Consider the following 18,582-nt stretch of genomic DNA (forward strand, 5'->3'; position numbering starts at 1 on the left):
CTAGCGTATTGCTTCAGCAGCGGTCGGATCAGAGACATCCACTGCAATCTCTGGTTCTGCTGCTTTTACGGGGTCAGCAACAGCGTCAGTGGGTAGGAGGGTATCTTGTGGCGGCAACGGGTCTACAGGCGCTTGGGGAACCACAGGTTCGGCCTCAGGTGTTGGCTCTACTGTTGTCTGGGAAGGATTCACTGTGCTCTTGCTCTGCTCAGACAGTCCCGCGATCGGGCTAGGCTGAAGTGCAGGGCTCACCTCATCCAAAAGTTTGCTAGCGTCGTGATCTTTATCCTTCTTGTCGCCATAGATTTCAGCCAGGGCTTCACGCATTTCTTGCAGCCAGCCCGCGTTTTCTGTCTGCAACACAGCTTCGGTACTGGCAACTAAGGTTTCGATATTCACTCGTTGCGCTCTGGCTTCAAGAGAGAGAGCATGCCACCAAACTCGAATGTCGTAGAGGTCGGCCGCTGAGATATTGCACGACACAACATTCGTTTCAACTCGCCTAAACTCTAGATATGCCGTAACAGCGGCAGCCAGAGCACTACTGACTGCAATCCAAACATCAAATCCCAAACCAGCGAGCAAGGTTCCCACAGCACTGAGAAAGAAAATCACCAGTTGAAAACGTCTCAACCCTTTGCCTAACCGAGCTGCTTTCTTCTGGTAATAGTCAAACTGGTCGTCAACCCGCCATGCTAAGTACTGTTCAGCGGTCATGTCACCAAACCCATCATCACCTTTAGGCGTGCCGTCTTTGGGTGGAAGGGGATTTTTTTCGGTGTCATAGGCTAGCAGATCGGTTTGGTTGACTGGGGTTTGCATCAGCCGCTTGCTAACCAGCTTGAGGGCGCGTGCCAGACGGATATCGCGTGATTCGGCGGGAGTGAGTTTTGTGGGGTTATACTCGCCAACCTGCATCCGGTAACGATAGATCTCCTTTTTAAGGGCTTCAGCACTGCTTCGCAACATCACCCAACTGATGCCCATGTTAAATTTGACTGAAATTGCCACCAGCACGCCAAGAATAATCGGCACAGCGAGAACTGGAAAGTGCAAAATGCCCAGCATTTTTTCCTGTTGGCTATTTTCTGGTGACAGCCAATGACGAAAATCCGAATTCTTTTCAACAACCGAATAAGTAACACCTAATGTCGTGGCTGCAACACCTAAGATGAGGATCCAGCGCCGTTGCTGCGTGAAGCGCTTTTGTGCAATGGACGCATTCTGGTTGTACTTGGCGAAGCGGAGCCATGCATCTTCGAGAATTTGGTTACGGCTGGAAGGAGCTGAGCTTGGTGCGGTATCCGGCATATCAAATCTCTGCTAGCGATCGCGGGTCTGGGAGCATATTAGCTTTTAGCCGCAAAAATGTCGTCAATCATGGCGGCAAGGGTCTCAGTTCCAGTGTCTAGATCGATCGCGCGCACCAAGCCAGATGCCGCCAGTGACGCTGCTCGTTCATCCTCAGAATTGCCATGGAGCGCGGCTGCGAGTATATCAGCAGTACGCCCAGTCCCAGCGATAACAATAATTGGACGGTCTGCCTCTACACTTTGGGACGCTTCCTTCCAGGTAATCTCGCCGCCATTCACCAAAATGGTGACCGATGCCGAACCAGCCACAGCGCTGGCAAGGTCGTCCATCAAGACAGTTTCATCACCCCAATTTGAGCCTGGAACTAGAAGGAAATGGGTATGGTGAGGCTCTAGCGGTGCGGCATCTGACGAAGTAGCAATCTGGTCAGGCAATGCAGCGAGCCCACATGGAACAATGCCAACCAGTGGAAAATTAGCGTGAGTCGCATGGCGCGCCTGCCCTATAAGGCGCATGACGCCAGCATCGGTACCGCCATCAATGACAACAGCTTGCCACTTTTGCGCTATTGGTGCCAGAACTTCAACAAAAAGCTTCTCCAACCGCTTAAGGTTCACCGCACTCATCTTACTGGCACCACCAATCAGCACAAGCGCCGGATGTTGTCCTTCAAGCCCCAAACGTTGTAGCACAAAAGCCATACTCGTCGATGTTTCAAGCTGAATTGCCTCTGCAAACAAACCATTTGAAAAACTAATCTTAGAGAGTTGTGCCATAAGGGGTCTTGACTAGGATGTAGACCGATATGCAATTATAGCCAACTTTACCGATTGTCTCATCTAGATTTTACTCTTAGCCATTGGTTCTACACTGAAGAAGCGCACTCCTGAGAAAAATATGTCAATTTTGAGAGATATCGCAAGCAGCGGGGCAAACACTCAATCTATTGCCGCATCAATATCCGTTGAACATATTTTAAGCGCTTGAAAAAATAAACTCATGGTTTTTCGATTTGGCAATGTAGGGTCGGAAGCATCCAACCTACATTGCCAGAGGCGATATAGATTCTCCAAAGAGAAATATTTCGCCTCAAGCCTTTCCACATTAAAGATCAGGAGTTAAAATTGCACTAGAGCATTTGGCTTACCTCGCGCTTCTATTCCTAAGGAGCGCGAAACGAGCACTTGGACATCAAAATTTACCCTTCTTCCAGTAATTAACTGTCGAGCATAGCTGGCTAGGTGCCTCAGAGACTTTTCACTCACTAAACAGCAGCCATAAGAGCAACGAGAGAACTATGAAAGTTAGCATTGGAAGCCAAAAACTGGTCTTTGATAAATTTTTCAAAATTGAGCAGGCAGAGCTTAGCTATGAACGTTTTAACGGCAAGATGAGCGATACTGTCACTCGATTAAGCTTTGAACGAGGTGATGCAGTTGCTGCGATTATATTCAACAAAGACTCTAGAAAAGTTATCTTAGTCAATCAATTTAAGTATCCAACCTATAAAAAGACAGGTGGTTGGATCACTGAGGTCATGGCTGGCATTCTGAATCAGGGAGAGAATGCTGAAGAGGCAATTCATCGAGAGCTTTTGGAAGAAACGGGGTACACGACCAGCCGCCTTAGATCAATCGGCACTTTTTACGTATCGCCAGGTGGTTCATCAGAACGAATTATCCTCTACTATGCTGAAGTTAGCGACACAGAGAAAGTTGCCGATGGTGGTGGATTGGAGGACGAACAAGAAGACATTAAGTTAGTAGCTTATTCTCTACCAGAGCTTTGGCAAGCCTATGCATCCGGCGAGATCGTGGACGCTAAAACTATCATTGGCATACTCTGGCTTCAAAGTAACTTAGATCAATTAGGCATTACTGAGGAAGAGTAATTTGTAACGTGCTTAAGCATCCAAAATTTCGACTTAGTGTTAAGGGATACTCACTATGGATGATAGCCAGAAAAAGTGTTTTGTAATTATGCCTTACGGCATCAAAAAAGATCAAAGCACTGGGAAGGACGTCGATTTTGAGATTGTTTATGAATCCATCATTAAGCAAGCTGTCGAAGATATGGGGATTGCTATCTATCGATCAGACAAAATCAAAGAAGGTGGAGTGATCGTAGAAGACATGTTCCATCATATTCTTTATGATGATGTCGCGGTCGTGGATATCACCACATCGAATGCAAATGTTTTTTACGAACTCGGTGTTCGCCATGCTCTCAGAGCTTCAGTGACTATTATCATACGACAAAAAAGCTCTCTTCCTATCCCTTATAATATCCAGTCTCTTAAGGTTTTTGAGTATGATTTAGAGAATCGCGAGACATCAAGAAAAACGCTTTCAGAATTCATCCTCAACGGCTTGAAAAATCAAAATCAGAAACCAGATAGCCTTGTACAGAAACATATTGGAAAATATTTCAAAGTTCAGATGCTTGGAGCTGAAAACGAGCCACTGCCTCATAAAGTTCACGATTTTGAACTTAAAGATGTACCAGGTAAACATGTCGGGATTATCACAGGTGATCTTCAAAAAGTCGTAGAAGTTGACATCTGGGTTAATTCGGAAAATACAAACATGCAAATGGCTCGATACTACGATCGCAACATTTCTGGTGTGATCCGCTATCTTGGGGCAGAAAAAAGTTCCTCTACTAAGCGAGTAAAGCGAGATACGATTGCCGACGAACTATTGGAAAATATGGATGGTGAGACTTATGTTGATGGAGGAACAATTATTTCAACAAGTTCTGGTCAATTAGAAAAGTCGCATAACGTCAAAAAAGTTTTTCACGCTGCTTCAGTTAACGGGCAAATAGGGAAAGGGTATATACCCATTCAAGAGGTAAATGCATGTGTCACTAATGCGCTTAGAAAAGTAGACGATGATTTTGGCGATGAAGGCTACAAGTCAATTTTGTTCCCAATCATGGGTGCAGGTGCAGGTGGTGCTGATCTTAGAGCAAGTGCGAAGCAGCTAATTGATGCAGCAATCTCTTATCTAGAAATCTTTACGAGAAGTACCATCAAATATGTTTACTTTTTAGCTTGGAGTGAACGTGAACGAGCTGCGTGCGAAGAGATTCTTGCTTCGAACAGCAGACTCAAACGACTTACTAAATGAGCATGAGGGAATTCTGCATTACTAACCATTGCATTATATGCAAGTAAAGTTGTCTTCATCTTCAGTAAGTACAGGCATTCACTAACAAATGAGAAAAGCCCATGATTTCATCATTTTAGGCTTTTACTACATGTAAATCCTAACTTGTTATGAAGTCTTTGCACCTCAATCACTGATTAGTGAGTTAGGAAGTCTTGCAATGTGAAAACTAGAATTTTCAATCTTTTTTCTCCTTGCCATTTCGTGCTTATCGGATTCTGCGTGGCACCATGCCTCCCAGAGTGTGTCGTGTAGCTGAAGTTTACTCACTGCTTTCTAAGTGGGACTATATTTCCCTAATCAGCGCTGGAAGTAAGTATTGCGATAGCGTAAAGGCATCAACACCTAAAAGTGTGCGTTCCTGCATCGCTAAAATGCCTGCTTGGGCATGCCACCAAGCACCCGCCAAGACACTATCAAGAATAGAATGTGATGGAGAAGGAGCTGCGATCGTCTGTGCCAGTAGTCCACCTAGCAGCCCAGTCAGCACATCGCCACTACCCCCGCGAGCCAGTGCAGCCGTACTTTGAGGATTAATCCAGACGGTGCCTTCAGGGTCAGCGATCGCAACTCGTGCCCCCTTCAGCAGCACAACAGCACCCGATGCCGCCGCCGCCGCTTGAGCAGCCATAATCCGGCAGGGCATTGGATCGGCAAGATCCGGGAAAAGTCGCTTAAATTCACCCAAATGTGGCGTGATGACCGTTGGTGCTTGCCGTGTTTGGAGTGTTGGAATGGTGCCCTGTTGGGCGAGAAAATTTAAACCATCAGCATCCAGGACAAGCGCCTGCTTTTGGCTCAAGACCTGCTGTATAACAGCGTGAGCATCCATCGTTAAGCCAGGACCACAGGCGATCGCGTGATACACACTGAGATCAAGTCCATCTGGCAATTGAGCGATCGCGCCCGTTTCTGATTCGTCACAGCCCCACACCAGCGCTTCGGGTAACTGTGCTGTTAACGTTGCTTTCAACGCCTTTGGAGCCGCGATCGAGAGCATACCAACACCACTGGCGCGGGCACCAAGGGCTGTCAGCAACGCACCACCGGCGTACCGGCGAGAACCACAGATCAAGAGGACGTGTCCCATTTTGTATTTGTGTGTGGCGGCAGGACGCGCTAAGGGCAAATGAGCGATCGCCTGCTCTGGTGTAATGCGTCGTACCGATGGTGGCTTGCCCAACACAGCCCACACATCCGTCAGAGGTACACCGAAATCAATCAATTCAATGCTGCCTGCATAGTCAAGCGCCTGGTCTTGCAGCAAACCTTGCTTCCATAAGCCGAGACATAGAGTGTGGGTTGCGCAGACGGCCGTTCCCAGTGCTGCACCTGTATCGGTGTGTAAGCCTGATGGAAGATCAATACTGACGACTGGTTGAGACCATTGGTTGATTTGGTTAACCACCGTTTCAATGTCGCCACTTAGCGATCGCTGTAGCCCAAACCCAAACAACCCATCGATCAACACATCACAGTCCTTTAACGCGTCTACCTGTTCCACGAAGGGAATGCCGAGACTTTGACAGTAGCGATACTGCTGCGCTGTTAAATCTTTGAGATTTGAAAAAGGGCAATACAGTGAAACAGTGTAGCCGTCGAGGTGCAATTCACGGGCGACAACCAGTGCGTCACCCCCGTTGTGCCCAGGTCCGACTAAGACACCTAGATGCTGGTGCCGATCAGCATAGAGCGCTTTAACTCGACGAGCAATGAGTCCTGCAGCCTTTTCCATTAAGGCTTCCACCGGCAGACCCGCAGCAAAAATACGCTCTTCAATCTGCCTCATCTGAGCGGCAGTGACCACAATTTGCTGAAGCGACTGGATTCTCGTCAGCACTGTTGAAGCTGTCATCCTCGAAGGGTGCAACACTGTAAGTGGTGCATCGTGTGCAGTGAACCAAGACTGTACAACATCCCCCTCGGTCAAAAACAACTGACCGAGGAGAGAGATGGCCGCAGTCAACGCCATTAAGTTGATTGACCACAGGCGATGCAGAACGACCTTGGCACCCACTCGTAGTCGATAGCGATCGCCGTATCACTCAATAAGTGGACGTCATGAAACTGAAGATGCTTGATGCTGAATGCTGATGGCTGACAGCTTTGAGAGCTGATCAGTTGCATGAGGCGCTTCTACTTAGCGGTTGTAGTAAACTCGTGCATCGAGACCACCACCATTAAGGAACTGACTAATCTTCTTAGCGTCGCTATGCTGTGCGAAAGGGCCAATTTCCAGGTGTGGTCCTAGCGGTGCGCCTTTCTCTTGAATGGCTTCCTGGCGGATACCCATGCGAATCGCTCGATCAGCCAGACTGGCAAGCTCATCTCGACCGCCTGGAATGACAACGACATAGCGGCTTGTTGTTGCTACGTTTGGTGAGAGCACATTGCTTGCTGCATTGATGGTCCCCAGCTCAGCCATAATGCCTTGCGAGTTTAGCGCCGCAATTTGCCGCCGAGCACTTGCCTCGTTGTCAAAGGTTCCAGCTTGAATGACTGTCTGCCCCTGATACTGCTGTACAACTGCATTCGGCTCAATCGATCGCACTTGCTGCAATAAATAGGGACTGTCTCCATTCACATAGACAACATACTGAGCGGCTACACCTTGGCGATTGATCGGTGCTACAAAGACAGTTTCGCCACCCGGTAACGGGGTCGAGTTGCTAGAGTACCCATTCGTCAGACCCGGCACTGAAACGGTCGGTGGTGGTGGCAATGGCACAATCTGCTGCGCTTGGCTCGGGGACAGTCCCATAAAGGAGACGATCGCGCAACCACCCAGCGCCCAACAGCCTACAAGCAGCGATCTCATAGGCAGACATTGGCCTGAATGGATGTCGAACGATCGTAGACAGGCGCTATCAGAAGCCTGTCCAGAAAGGTTTGTGCCTCTATACAGTGCACCAGTTGCCATCGTGCATCCCTCACAGCATGGTTTGATGTCAGCCATGTTATACGCAGAATGACTGAATGGCACAAAAAACGGTACAGATGACCTGTACCGTCGTTTGGTAACGAGAACTCCACTGAGAGTTTTAAGGCTAAGACTAGGCTCAATCAAGCCGTCCTCGACTTTTTAGCAACTGACCGAGTTGAGGCTTTAAGTCCAACCGTTGATGCTAGTAAGAACCAGCATTCTCGGGCAGATCTACACAATTTGCTGTAGTTCCTGCTCAAGCAAATCGATCAGGTTTTGGTCGCCTCTATCGCGTGCCACTTGAAGGCGACGCTGCAGGTTGTTGTAAAGATTGCTGCGATGAACAGTTGCGAACTCTGCTTTGCCAGACGCTTTCTTGCTAAAGCGAGCTGTGTTTGATAAGACGCTGGATGTGGCTTGCACAGCTGCAACGGGCTTTGTCCAACCGTTTAAGGAGTAGGCAGTACCACGGTACACTAACTGTGCAGGTGGCTGTGACACTGGCAGGCTCGGCTCTGCATTAGGGTCGACGGCGTAAACGGAACCACGGTAGCGTAGGTTAAAGGTGGGTCGGAGAGCGCGAAAAACATTTGACTCACGGGCGGCTTTAGTGCCACCGGGAGTATACTCGTAATGAGCGCCACGGTAAGTAAGTTGCATGGTCTTCGCCTCTTGGTTAAATGCGTTGTTATTGTGGTTTGAGGCGCGTTCCTTCGGGACTTCTCCCTACTTCCGTCCGCCGAATCCAATTTTCGGCTAGATGAACGATTGATTTATATCTGTATTATAAGCTACAGAAATAGGCAATTATGGGGGCTTTAGTGAAACTTTATACTCCATGTCTGAGATCTCTGTCTTTGGGATGACTCTAGGTGCAGTTGGGCGATCGCTGACTCTCACTCGTCAAGAACCATTAGCTAACTACGCTGGTAGCAGCCCTTTTGCGGTCAGCCAGTCGCTGTTAAAGAGTTTGGACTGGTAGCGGCTACCACCATCGCATAGAACGGTGACGATCGTGTGTCCGGGTCCTATTCGCTTTGCCAGGGCGATCGCGGCTCCAACGTTAATGCCGACTGAGCCACCCATGAACAGCCCGTCTTTTTCCAGAAGTTGATAGACCATCCGCACCGCTTCGGTGTCATCAATTTGAATCGCATCATCGGCGGGTGCTCCTTGCATATTGGCCGTCACACGGCTGTTGCCAATGCCTTCGGTAATGGAACTTCCCTCAGCTTTCGGTTCACCCGTTTTGACGTAGCTATAAAGTCCGCTACCCATTGGGTCAGCGAGGACGCATTGAATCTCAGCCTTCTTTTCTTTTAAAAATAGGGCCACTCCGGCGTAGGTGCCACCCGTACCCGTTGCAGCGACCCAGGCATCGACGTTGCCATCGGTCTGCGTCCAAATCTCAGGTCCCGTTGTTTCATAATGGGCCTGGCGATTTGCCAAGTTGTCGAACTGGTTTGCCCAAATCGCGTTTTCCATTTCTGAGGCGATTCTGCCGGAAAGCTTGACGTAATTATTGGGATCTTTGTAAGGCACAGCAGGAACGGTACGCACTTCGGCTCCCAACGTCCGCAAGAGATCAATTTTTTCCTGCGACTGCGTTTCGGGAATGACAATCAGGCATTTATAGCCTTTGGCGTTGCAGATGTGCGTCAGCCCGATACCTGTGTTACCAGCAGTGCCTTCTACAACGGTGCCTCCAGGCTTGAGCAGACCTTTTGCTTCGGCATCTTGAATAATGTAGAGTGCAGCCCGATCTTTGACCGAGCCACCAGGATTCAAAAATTCTGCTTTGCCCAGAATTTCGCAGCCTGTTTCGTCGCTGAAGCTGTTCAGCCGAATTAAAGGGGTGTTGCCGATCGCGCCGATGAAGCCACTCTTGATATCCATGCTAAAAACTACCTGGTGATTCTCTATTCCCTATAAAGATTCTGGCGTATGGCGGCTAAATTGGTGCTCTCTTTTTAGCAGCAGACGGCATTTGGTTCGATCTATACGTTCATCTCATTGCCAGCCAGATTGCAGTTGTCAAAAAAAAGGATGCGGTGTCGATCGCACAGCATCCGTTGAGTGGTAAGCGCAGTCAGTTTAGTTTACGAGTAGCTGAAGTTGATGTAGAAGAATGCATTGGAGAGCGTGCCTCCGACGCCACCATCCGATACCGTGAACTGGAAGGTCTCGCCGCTGCCGTTACCGAGGTAGTCGAAGCTGACGTTGCCTGAATCGATGTCGGCCTGGGTAAAGGATTGACCTGCGCTGATCTGCCTGCCATTCAGCCGCAGCGCACCAACCGTTGGGTTTGGCACCGACGTAAGAGTGTAAGTCAATTGAGCGGTTGTGTTATCCACATCGGTCACCTGAAGCAAGTCGCTGCCGATGACGGTCAACGAAGGTGTATTACCAGCCAGGAGCAAGCCAGTATTGCTGGCCAGGACAGGTGCATCGTTGACAGGATTGATGTTGATGTTGAAGACGCGACTACTGATGGTCGTTGTGCCATCCGACACCTGGAAGACAAAGACATCGTTGCCGCTGGGCTCACTACCATTGTGCACATAGGTCAGCCCGCCCTGATCGATTTGCTGTTGCGTGACGATCGCGTTTGCAGCCAGAGCCACACCGTTCAGGAACAATGTCCCGTAGATTGGCACTGTTGGCAGCGTGTACCTCAACTCTGACGTTAAGTTATCGGCATCAGAGGTCTTCAGCAGCGTGTTCGTGATGTTCAGCGTTGCGCCTTCGTTCACGGTGGCAGGCCCCGAAGCGACGATCGTGGGCGCGTCGTTGACGTTGGCGATGCCGATATTGAATGTCTTGCTGCCTGTGGTTCCCCCTGCGCCATCGTTCACTGTAAAGATGAAGCTGTCGCTGGTGGTTTCGCTACCGTTGTGACGATAAGAGATTCGGTTGCTGTTGATGTCGTCTTGGGTAAAGGTCTGGCTGAGGCTCAGGGCAGCGCCATTCAACCGCAGGTTGCCGTTGTTAGGAGCACTGCTCAAGGTGTATTTCAACTGCACCGTCGTATTGTCGGCATCACTGACACTCAGCAACGTATTGGAAATTGTACTGGTTGCCCCTTCGCTTAAGTTCAATTTCGCATTGTTGACGATCGCGGGTGCATCATTCACCGGGTTAATCACGATGTTGAAGGTGGCGTTGCCGCTACCAGGAATAGTGATGCTACCGGGCGTGTTGTCGAACACCTTAAAGGTAAAGCTATCGCTCGTCGTCTCGCTGCCATTCTGGAGATAAGAGAGGTAGCCGCTGTTGACATCGGCCTGAGTGAATGTGCCGCCAGCCGCCAGGGTTGCAGTCGTGCCACCACCATTTGAAAGCCGCAGGCTGCCACTAGTAAGCGGATTTGGCGCACTGAACAGCGTATAGACAAGTAGATCAGGCGTATTGTCTACATCCGTGGTGCGGAGTTGCGAGTTGGTAATAACGCTAGAAGTGCCTTCGCTTAAGGTCAGTGTACGGTTCGTCACTAAGACTGGGGAGTCGTTTACAGCGCTAACGGTAAGCGCAACAGAGCCAGTGACGATGCCAGGAGAGCCGGAACCGGTATTGCCCTGGTCGTTAACGGTGATATTCAGCGTGTCGGCACCGGAGTAGTCTTGCTTGCCGCGATAGGTCAGGGTATTGAGCACAGGTGTCAGGGCTGCCAGTGTGCCGATGTAGTTGACAGTACCCGTGCCGTTACCCGTTAGTGCGCCGCCACTGCCAACCGCACCGAGCGTCAGAGTGCCATTGCTAACGGCAAAGTTCACCTGAATGGGATTTGGCCCCGAGTCGACATCGTTCAGGATGATGGCTTTACCAGCGTTGAACACCAGATTGGTGTCTTCACTAACGGTTTGAGCGCCAGGTACGGTCAGGGTTGGCGCATCGTTGACCGCGTTGACGTTGACACTAATCGTCTTGATGTCAAAGAGAGAACCACCAAAGCCTGTATTGCCTTGATCGTTCGCCTGAATCGTGATGGTATCGGCTCCGTTGTAATTGAGGTTCCCTTTATAGGTCAGGTTAGCGATCGCCGTATTAATGTTATTCAGCGTGTCGGTAATGGTCAGCGTTGCACTGCCCGCTACGAGTGGATCAAGCGTCAGTGTTCCGTTGGTTGCCGATAGCGTGACGGTGATTGGGTTTGGATTAGAGTCAGCATCGGTGACATTGATACCGGAGAGCAGCAAGTTGGTGTCTTCGTCTACTGTTTGACTACCTGGTACGGTGATCACTGGTGCATCATTCACAGCCGTCACTGTGATTGCCAGTGCTTTGCTGTCGAGGCCGATCGCGCCGGAGCCTGTTGCACCCTGATCATTCGCAGTGAGCGTGAGGGTATCAGCCCCATTGAAATTCGGGTTGCCACGGTAGCTGAGCCCAGACAGTGCTGCATTGATGTCGCTGAGATTGCCTCTGAAGGCAACGCTGCTGGTGTTGTCAGCACCAGCCGTGATGGTCAGTCCAGCGGTGTTACCCAGCTTAAGCGTTCCGTTACTCACAGCCAGAGTGACAACTAGCGAACTGCTGCCTGCATCAATGTCGGCAAGGCTAAGGCCGGTGATTGGCAACGTGGTATCTTCACTCACTGTTGGCGGGCTTGGGAGTGTGAAGACGGGCGCATCGTTGACCGCAGTGACGTTAATGGTGAAGGTCTGGAGTGCAGAACTATCAACCCCACCGAGAGCGGTGCCACCATTATCTTTAAGCTGTACGGTCACGATCGCGGTGCCGTTGACATTGGGAGCCGCTGTGTAGGTGAGCGTGCCTGTCGTTGGGTCGATCGTTGGAGCAACTGAGAACAGAGACGGATTATCGGTATTGACCAGCACACTGAGTGTTTGAGCCGCTTCATCCGCCGGTCCTGCTGTAATTGCGGTTGCCCAACCTGCGACCGTTTGCGCACCTGCATCTTCGGTGATGGTTTGGTTCGCACCCTTTGTAAAGGATGGCGTATCGTTCACCGGATTAGCGGTGATGGTAAAGGTGCTGGCGGGTGACGTATCGTTCCCACTGTTCGCTGTCCCACCGTTGTCCTTCAGGTTGACCGTCACAGTCGCAACACCATTTGCATTTGGTGCCAGCGTGTAGGTTAGTTTGCCTGTGGGGTCGATCGTGGGTGCGGTTGTAAACAGGCTGGCGTTGTTGTTTGCGGTAATAAAGTTCAGCGTTTGGCTGGCTTCATTGGCTGGCCCAGTCGCAATGCCCGTTGCCCAATTAACCGTCTGTGGTGCAGCATCCTCATTCACAACAAGGTTGGTGCCAGCTGTAAAGGAGGGCGCATCGTTAACCGGGGTGACATTGACCGCGATCGTTTTCTGGATGCTTAACGCACCGGACGCGCCGACGGCACCTTGATCATCCACCTTGATCGTGATGGTGTCGGTACCGAAGTAGTCAGCAAGGCCTTGATAGCTAAGGGTTGCCAGTGCTGCACGAACGTTGCCGATCGCGCCTGTGAAGCTTAACGAGCCGTCACCATTGGTGGTGTTGTCCGCAAAGGTCAGGCCGCCCGTTGTCCCTAACGTGAGCTTCCCATTCAGCGTGCCCAGATTCACCTTGACCGGGTTGGTACCCGAATCAACATCAGTCGTGTCAATCAGACCTGCGAGCGACAGCGCCGTATCTTCTAGAACCGTTTGAGCACCCGGAACGGTCAAGGTCGGTGCGTCATTGATGGGGTTGACAATCAAGTCGATCGTCTTTGTGTCGGTCTTCGCACCGCCCGCCCCTGTGCTGCCCTGGTCAGTGACAGCAATACTAATTGTATCGGGACCGTTGAAATTCGACAGTCCTTTATAAACCAGGCTACTGAGCGCATTGTTAACGGCAGTTAGCTGTCCGGTTAGTGTCACCAGGCTGGTGGCATTGTTATTCACCGTCAAGCTGCCAGGATTGAGGCTGAGCGTACCGCCCGATGCCGACAGAGTGACCACCAGCGGATTACCGCCAATATCGGCATCGCTGACACTAACGAGCTTCGTGCCTGTAAAGGCTAGAGGCAGATCTTCATCAATCGCCTGGAAGCCTGGTACGGTTAGCACTGGGGCATCATTCACTGGCGTCACGTTGATGCTGAAGGTGGTCAGAGCGATCGTGCCTGTCGAGCTATCGGACGCAGTAAAGCTAAAGCTATCGGCGGTTGTTTCCGAACCATCGTGGGTATAGGAGAGCCTGCTGCTGGCGATGTCTGCCTGCGTAAAGGTTTGTCCAGCTACAAGGGTGGCCGTACCGAGCTTCAGCGTACCTTTCGTTGTGCCAGATCCCAAGGTGTAGGTCAGCGGACCCGGTCCATCGTTATCAGTGATGGCAAGAGCCGTGCTGGCGATCGTGCTCGTCGCGCCTTCTGCCAGTGTCAAGCCCAAGTTATTCGAAAGACCAGGTGCATCGTTAACGGGTGTAACGGCGATATTAAAGACGCTTGGACCAACGGGTGTTGTGACTACCCCATCCGTCACAGTGAAGGCAAAGCTATCAGACAGTGATTCATTGCCATTGTGCTGATAGACCAGTTGTCCACTATTCAGATTGGCCTGAGTAAAGCTGGTGACAGGGTTGCCAGCCAGCAGTAACGCACCGTTGGTGGGATCAGTGGTCACGCTGTAAACCAGATTTGTCAGCGGTGGACTGTCGCCATCGCTCACTTGCAACACACTACTGTTAATGGTGGTGAGCGCCCCTTCAAGGAGTGTAATGCCACTATTAGAGATTAGAACAGGTGCATCATTAACGGGGGTTACGGCAATATTGAAGGTTGTTAGAGGCAGTGTACCCGTAGAACCATCAGAGGCGGTGAAGGTAAAGCTATCGGCTGTTGTCTCTGATCCGTCATGGACATACGAGAGGCGATTGCTCGTAATGTCTGTCTGGGTAAAAGTTTGTCCGGCTGCAAGTGTTGCGGTGCCGAGCTTCAGCGTACCTTTTGTCGTGCCAGTACCCAAGGTGTAGGTCAACGGACCCGGGCCGTCATTGTCGGTGATGGCAAGGGCAGGGCTGGCGATCGTGCTCGTCGCACCCTCTGCTACTGTCAGACCCAGGTTATTTGAAAGACCCGGCGCATCGTTAACGGGCGTGACCGCGATACTAAAGACGTTTGGCCCAACGGGCGTTGTCACCACACCATCCGTCACAGTGAAGGCAAAGCTGTCAGTCAGCGATTCATTACCATTGTGCTGATAGACCAGTTGCCCGCTGTTCAGGTTTGCCTGCGTAAAGCTGATGACAGCATTGCCAGACAGCAATAAGGTGCCGTTGGTTGGTCCACTGGTCACGTTGTAAACCAGGCTTGTGAGCGGTGGACTGTCGCCATCGCTGACTTGTAGGACGCTACTGCTAATCGTGGTCAGCGCCCCTTCAAGGAGGGTAATGGCACTATTAGAAACCAGAACCGGGACATCATTAACGGGTGTTACCGCAATACTGAAGGTCGTTAGAGGCACTGTGCCCGTGGAGCCATCAGAGGCGGTGAACGTAAAGCTATCGGCTGTTGTCTCTGACCCATCGTGAGTGTACGAGAGGCGATTGCTTGTAATATCTGTTTGCGTAAAGGTTTGTCCGGCTGCAAGAGTGGCGGTACCGAGCTTCAGCGTACCTTTCGTTGTGCCAGATCCCAAGGTGTAGGTCAGCGGACCCGGTCCATCGTTATCAGTGATGGCAAGAGCCGTGCTGGCGATCGTGCTCGTCGCACCTTCCGCTACCGTCAAGCCTGTGTTATTTGAAAGCCCAGGCAAATCATTCACCGGTAGCACAGAGACGTTGAAGGTTCTCGCCGCGATCGTCGCTGTCCCATCGCTTAGTGTGAATGTAAAGCTGTCAGCAGTTGATTCACTGCCGTCGTGCACATACTTGAGTTGACCACCTGCCAGATCAGCCTGTGTCAAGCTAGTAACGGTGGTTGCCCCCAATAGCAAGCTGCCGTGGGCGGGTGTCGAGACGGTATAGGTAATTTGTGCATCTAAATTATCGACATCAGTAGCACTCAGTAGGGTGGTCGTGATACTGCCAGTCGCCCCCTCTGAGAGTGTTAATCCAACATTGGAGAGCAGGGTGGGTGCATCATTGATAGGCGTGACACCAATGCTAAAAGTCGTGGTTGGGATGACTGCCCCAAAGGGATCAGAGGCCGTAAAGGTAAAGCTGTCACTGGTAGTTTCGCTGCCACTATGCTGATACGTCAGGCGACTATTCGGAAGATTGTTAATATCCTGCTGGCTAAAGGTCTGACCTGCTGTCAGCGCTGTGCCATTTAGCTTCAAGGTACCGTTAACGGGCTTTTGACCCAATGTATAGATGATTTGAGGCGGTGGGTTATCTGGATCAGTGACTTGAAGCAGCGTGTTGCCAATATTTGCGGTTGCCCCTTCGTTCACCAGTAAGCCTGCGTTCGAACTTAGTACAGGTGGCGAATTAACCGACGAAACAATGATGTTAAAAGTCGAGTCGGTGGTGACGGTAGTACCATCGGAAACCCGGAAGACGAAGCTATCGCTATTGGTTTTACTACCGTTGTGGTTGTAAAGAATCCGGTTGTTGTTGATGTCTGCTTGCGTGAACGTGCCGTTAGCGGTGAGTCCATTGGTGCCCACAAAGAGCGCCCCGTTGATGGGTAACGTACCCACCGTGTAAATAATTTTGTCTGGAAGCTGTGGCGAGATGGCTGTGCCCGTAAATTCAGCGTCGCTGGTTTGCAGTAGCGCCGAGGTGATGATGGGAGCTGAACCCTCGGTGACAGTTAGCCCTTTATTGGAAATGAGTACGGGTGCGTCGTTGAAGGGCGTGACGACAATACTGAAAGTTTGTGGCGATAGAGCAACCGTGCCACCGGCTCCGTCGGTCACGGTGAAGCTGAAGCTGTCATTGGTGCTTTCAGTGCCGTTATGGCTGTAGCTTAACTTTGTGCCGCTACTCACGTCGGCTTGGGTAAAGGTGCTGCCTGCCGCGATCGCTGTATTGTTCAACAGCAAGCTACCGCTGGTGGGCAAGCTATTGAGGCTATAGATCAATTGTGCTGCCGTTTGCTCAACATCAGTTGCCAGCAGATTCAAGCTCGAAAGGCTGGCGGCAGCTCCCTCCCTCAACGTCAGTGCCGTATTAATCGACAACGTCGGTGGATCGTTGACGGGAATTGTGTTGATGGTAAAGGTTGTGTTGCCAACCGTGCCGCCTACGCCATCAGAAACGTTGAAGACAAAGCTGTCAGTGAGCGTTTCGCCACCGTTCTGGCTGTAGCTGAGCTTGCCGGCATCAATATCAGCCTGGGTAAAGATGCTGTTTTGGGCGATCGCTGCCCCATTCAAACTTAAAGCGCCTTTAGCAATATTTGGCGGTGTGATAAGCGTATAGGTCAGTTGAGTCGTTGGGTTGTTCTCATCCGTTACCTGCAAGAGGGTATTGCTAATCGTTGACGCTGATCCTTCACTCACAGTCAGCACGTTATTGCTGAGCAGTACCGGTAGGTTATTAGCGTTAATATTCAGCTCATAGGCGCTGTTGCCAGCGGTCGCAGCCACCTGAATGTAATAGGTTCCTGCTACCAGCCCGTTGACTGTGAACGATTCTGCAGCATTCCCACCATTGGCCGAGCTTGCTACCAGTCCACCAAAGGCATTGTAGAGCTGTAGATCTAAGTTGCCATTCAGGGCACCACCACCTAAGCCTGTGAGCGCCAAGCTGAGTTGAGTGCTACTGCCAAGAGAGAACTGATAGTAATCATTTAAGTCGATCGTATCACTGACTGTATCGCGGTAAACGCCGCTACCGTTGATTGGGCCGATCGAAAAGGCGGTAGCTGTGGTGTTGCCAGCCGCATCTGCACGGACAGCAGGGAGTGGTCGATTAAAGGGCGTTGTCGCTCGCCAATTTGTATCAGCCGTGATCGGCAAATCCGACGATGAGCTAAAGGTTGTGCCTTTGAGAAACCAAACAATATTTTGACCCGTGGACAGGTTTCGCCAGAGTAGGTCGGAGTTCCCGTCATAGTTTAAGTCAACTGCTCCCTGTACCCGCCAGTTCAGGTCATTAACAGTTGGCAGCACGGCTACACCAGCTTTGGTTGTACCGTTCATCAACCAGATAAAGTTGTTGTTTGTGGTTGATGAATAGTCACGCCAAAGGATATCAGGATTGCCATCTAGATTAAAATCGGCGACCGTCTCAATGCGAGCGCTGAGAGATGGGTATGACTCTATATATGCGCTAGAAGCAAGCGTGAGGTTTTTGATAAACCAGACCGCATTTTGTCCTGTGGCATAGTTGCGCCAAACAAGATCGGTACTACCATCGCTGTTGAAGTCGCCGGCCCCTTGAATCTGCCAATTTGAATCGGGAATGGTAGTCAAAAACGAAGACGATACAAGTGTCGTCCCATTCATCAACCAGAAGGCATTTTGTCCCGTCGCATAGTTGCGCCAAACAATGTCGGTATTCCCGTCACCATTAAAGTCTCCGGTTGCCTGAATTTTCCAGTTAAGGTCTCTAATTGGTTGAAGATAGACACCGGAGACAAGCGTAGTGCCATCCATAACCCAGGTAGCGTTCTCTCCAGTGGCATAGTTGCGCCAGAGGATGTCTGTCTTCGTGTTGCTATTCGCTACAACGTTAAGGTTGTAGTTTGTGCTGGGTGTGGTGGTGAGCGGGTTTAGCGGATCGGTCGCGGGTCCTGGGGAGACACGAATGTAGTAAGTACCTGGGTCGAGAATATTATTGATCGACTCTGCCAACGTCCCAGTATTGCTCGAACTCAGCGAGGAGCCGTCTGTGCCTGTAGCGATCGCTCCGGCACTGGTGAGTATCTGAACGTCCGCGTTTGCACTCAAACCTGTGAGCGATAACGTGAAACTGCTGGCACGGGTGAGCTTAAAGCTGTAGTAGTCGTTAGCGTCGAGAGTGCCAGCGTTGACACCGATGAATTCGGTCAACGTCTGTATACTCGCGATCGGGAAGATTGGCTTAGCGGTCGCTAAAGTGTTACCGATAGAATCTACGGGCATCGCTGTCACACCTACAATGGCTTTGCTATAGTGCCCGTCCCTCATCATTAGCTAACAAAGCAACGATGATTCTTGTATATCTTTACAAAAAGTCTGTTTTATGCGTCGCAAAAAGATGGGGGATTTACGTAGAACCTGAAGCATCTGGAACGCGTCATTACATTCTTTAAGTCCCCACTAG

Annotated in this window: 10 protein-coding genes and 1 riboswitch; of the genes, 2 read left to right on the top strand and 8 right to left on the bottom strand. The window is 50.7% G+C overall.

Going from position 1 to position 18,582, the window contains the following annotated elements:
- Complete coding sequence (locus C7B82_RS23050; protein ID WP_106258939.1) at positions 1-1,311, bottom strand: DUF4231 domain-containing protein; 1,311 nt, start codon at positions 1,309-1,311, stop codon at positions 1-3.
- Positions 1,312-1,349: 38 nt separating this feature from the next.
- Positions 1,350-2,090: a hypothetical protein gene (locus C7B82_RS23055; RefSeq protein ID WP_106258941.1), complete on the bottom strand. Its 741-nt coding sequence runs from the start codon at positions 2,088-2,090 to the stop codon at positions 1,350-1,352.
- A gap of 521 nt (positions 2,091-2,611) precedes the next feature.
- Here C7B82_RS23055 and C7B82_RS23060 point away from each other — a divergent pair.
- Both C7B82_RS23060 and C7B82_RS23065 read left to right on the top strand, forming a co-directional pair.
- Positions 2,612-3,205, top strand: a complete 594-nt coding sequence (locus C7B82_RS23060; RefSeq protein WP_106258942.1) for an NUDIX domain-containing protein — start codon at positions 2,612-2,614, stop codon at positions 3,203-3,205.
- A 55-nt stretch (positions 3,206-3,260) separates the two neighbouring features.
- Entirely contained in the window at positions 3,261-4,445 is a 1,185-nt protein-coding gene (locus C7B82_RS23065; protein ID WP_106258944.1) for a macro domain-containing protein, read from the top strand.
- Positions 4,446-4,770: 325 nt separating this feature from the next.
- On the opposite strand, the gene C7B82_RS23070 is transcribed toward C7B82_RS23065, so the two are convergent.
- From C7B82_RS23070 to C7B82_RS23090, 6 genes are all read right to left on the bottom strand, one after another.
- A complete protein-coding gene (locus tag C7B82_RS23070) occupies positions 4,771-6,339 on the bottom strand; it encodes an NAD(P)H-hydrate dehydratase (RefSeq protein ID WP_106258999.1) in 1,569 nt (522 codons plus the stop codon).
- Positions 6,340-6,455: 116 nt separating this feature from the next.
- The gene (locus tag C7B82_RS32620; RefSeq protein WP_181357623.1) at positions 6,456-6,611 is read right to left on the bottom strand and encodes a hypothetical protein; all 156 of its coding nucleotides are present in this window, start codon (positions 6,609-6,611) and stop codon (positions 6,456-6,458) included.
- A gap of 13 nt (positions 6,612-6,624) precedes the next feature.
- Positions 6,625-7,404 carry a hypothetical protein gene (locus C7B82_RS23075; protein WP_146141241.1) on the bottom strand — a complete coding sequence of 260 codons (780 nt, stop codon included), beginning with the start codon at positions 7,402-7,404 and terminating at the stop codon, positions 6,625-6,627.
- Positions 7,405-7,638: 234 nt separating this feature from the next.
- On the bottom strand, positions 7,639-8,067 hold the full coding sequence (gene pirA, locus C7B82_RS23080; protein WP_106258947.1) for an arginine synthesis PII-interacting regulator PirA: 429 nt from the start codon (positions 8,065-8,067) through the stop codon (positions 7,639-7,641).
- A 42-nt stretch (positions 8,068-8,109) separates the two neighbouring features.
- A riboswitch (Glutamine riboswitch) is annotated at positions 8,110-8,176 on the bottom strand.
- Positions 8,177-8,328: 152 nt separating this feature from the next.
- Positions 8,329-9,303, bottom strand: a complete 975-nt coding sequence (locus C7B82_RS23085; protein ID WP_106258948.1) for a cysteine synthase A — start codon at positions 9,301-9,303, stop codon at positions 8,329-8,331.
- Positions 9,304-9,506: 203 nt separating this feature from the next.
- The gene (locus tag C7B82_RS23090; protein ID WP_181357624.1) at positions 9,507-18,401 is read right to left on the bottom strand and encodes a cadherin-like domain-containing protein; all 8,895 of its coding nucleotides are present in this window, start codon (positions 18,399-18,401) and stop codon (positions 9,507-9,509) included.
- Positions 18,402-18,582: the final 181 nt, after the last annotated feature.

Origin of the sequence: Stenomitos frigidus ULC18 (genome assembly GCF_003003795.1) — a bacterium.
Taxonomy (GTDB): Bacteria; Cyanobacteriota; Cyanobacteriia; order Leptolyngbyales; family Leptolyngbyaceae; genus Stenomitos; species Stenomitos frigidus_A.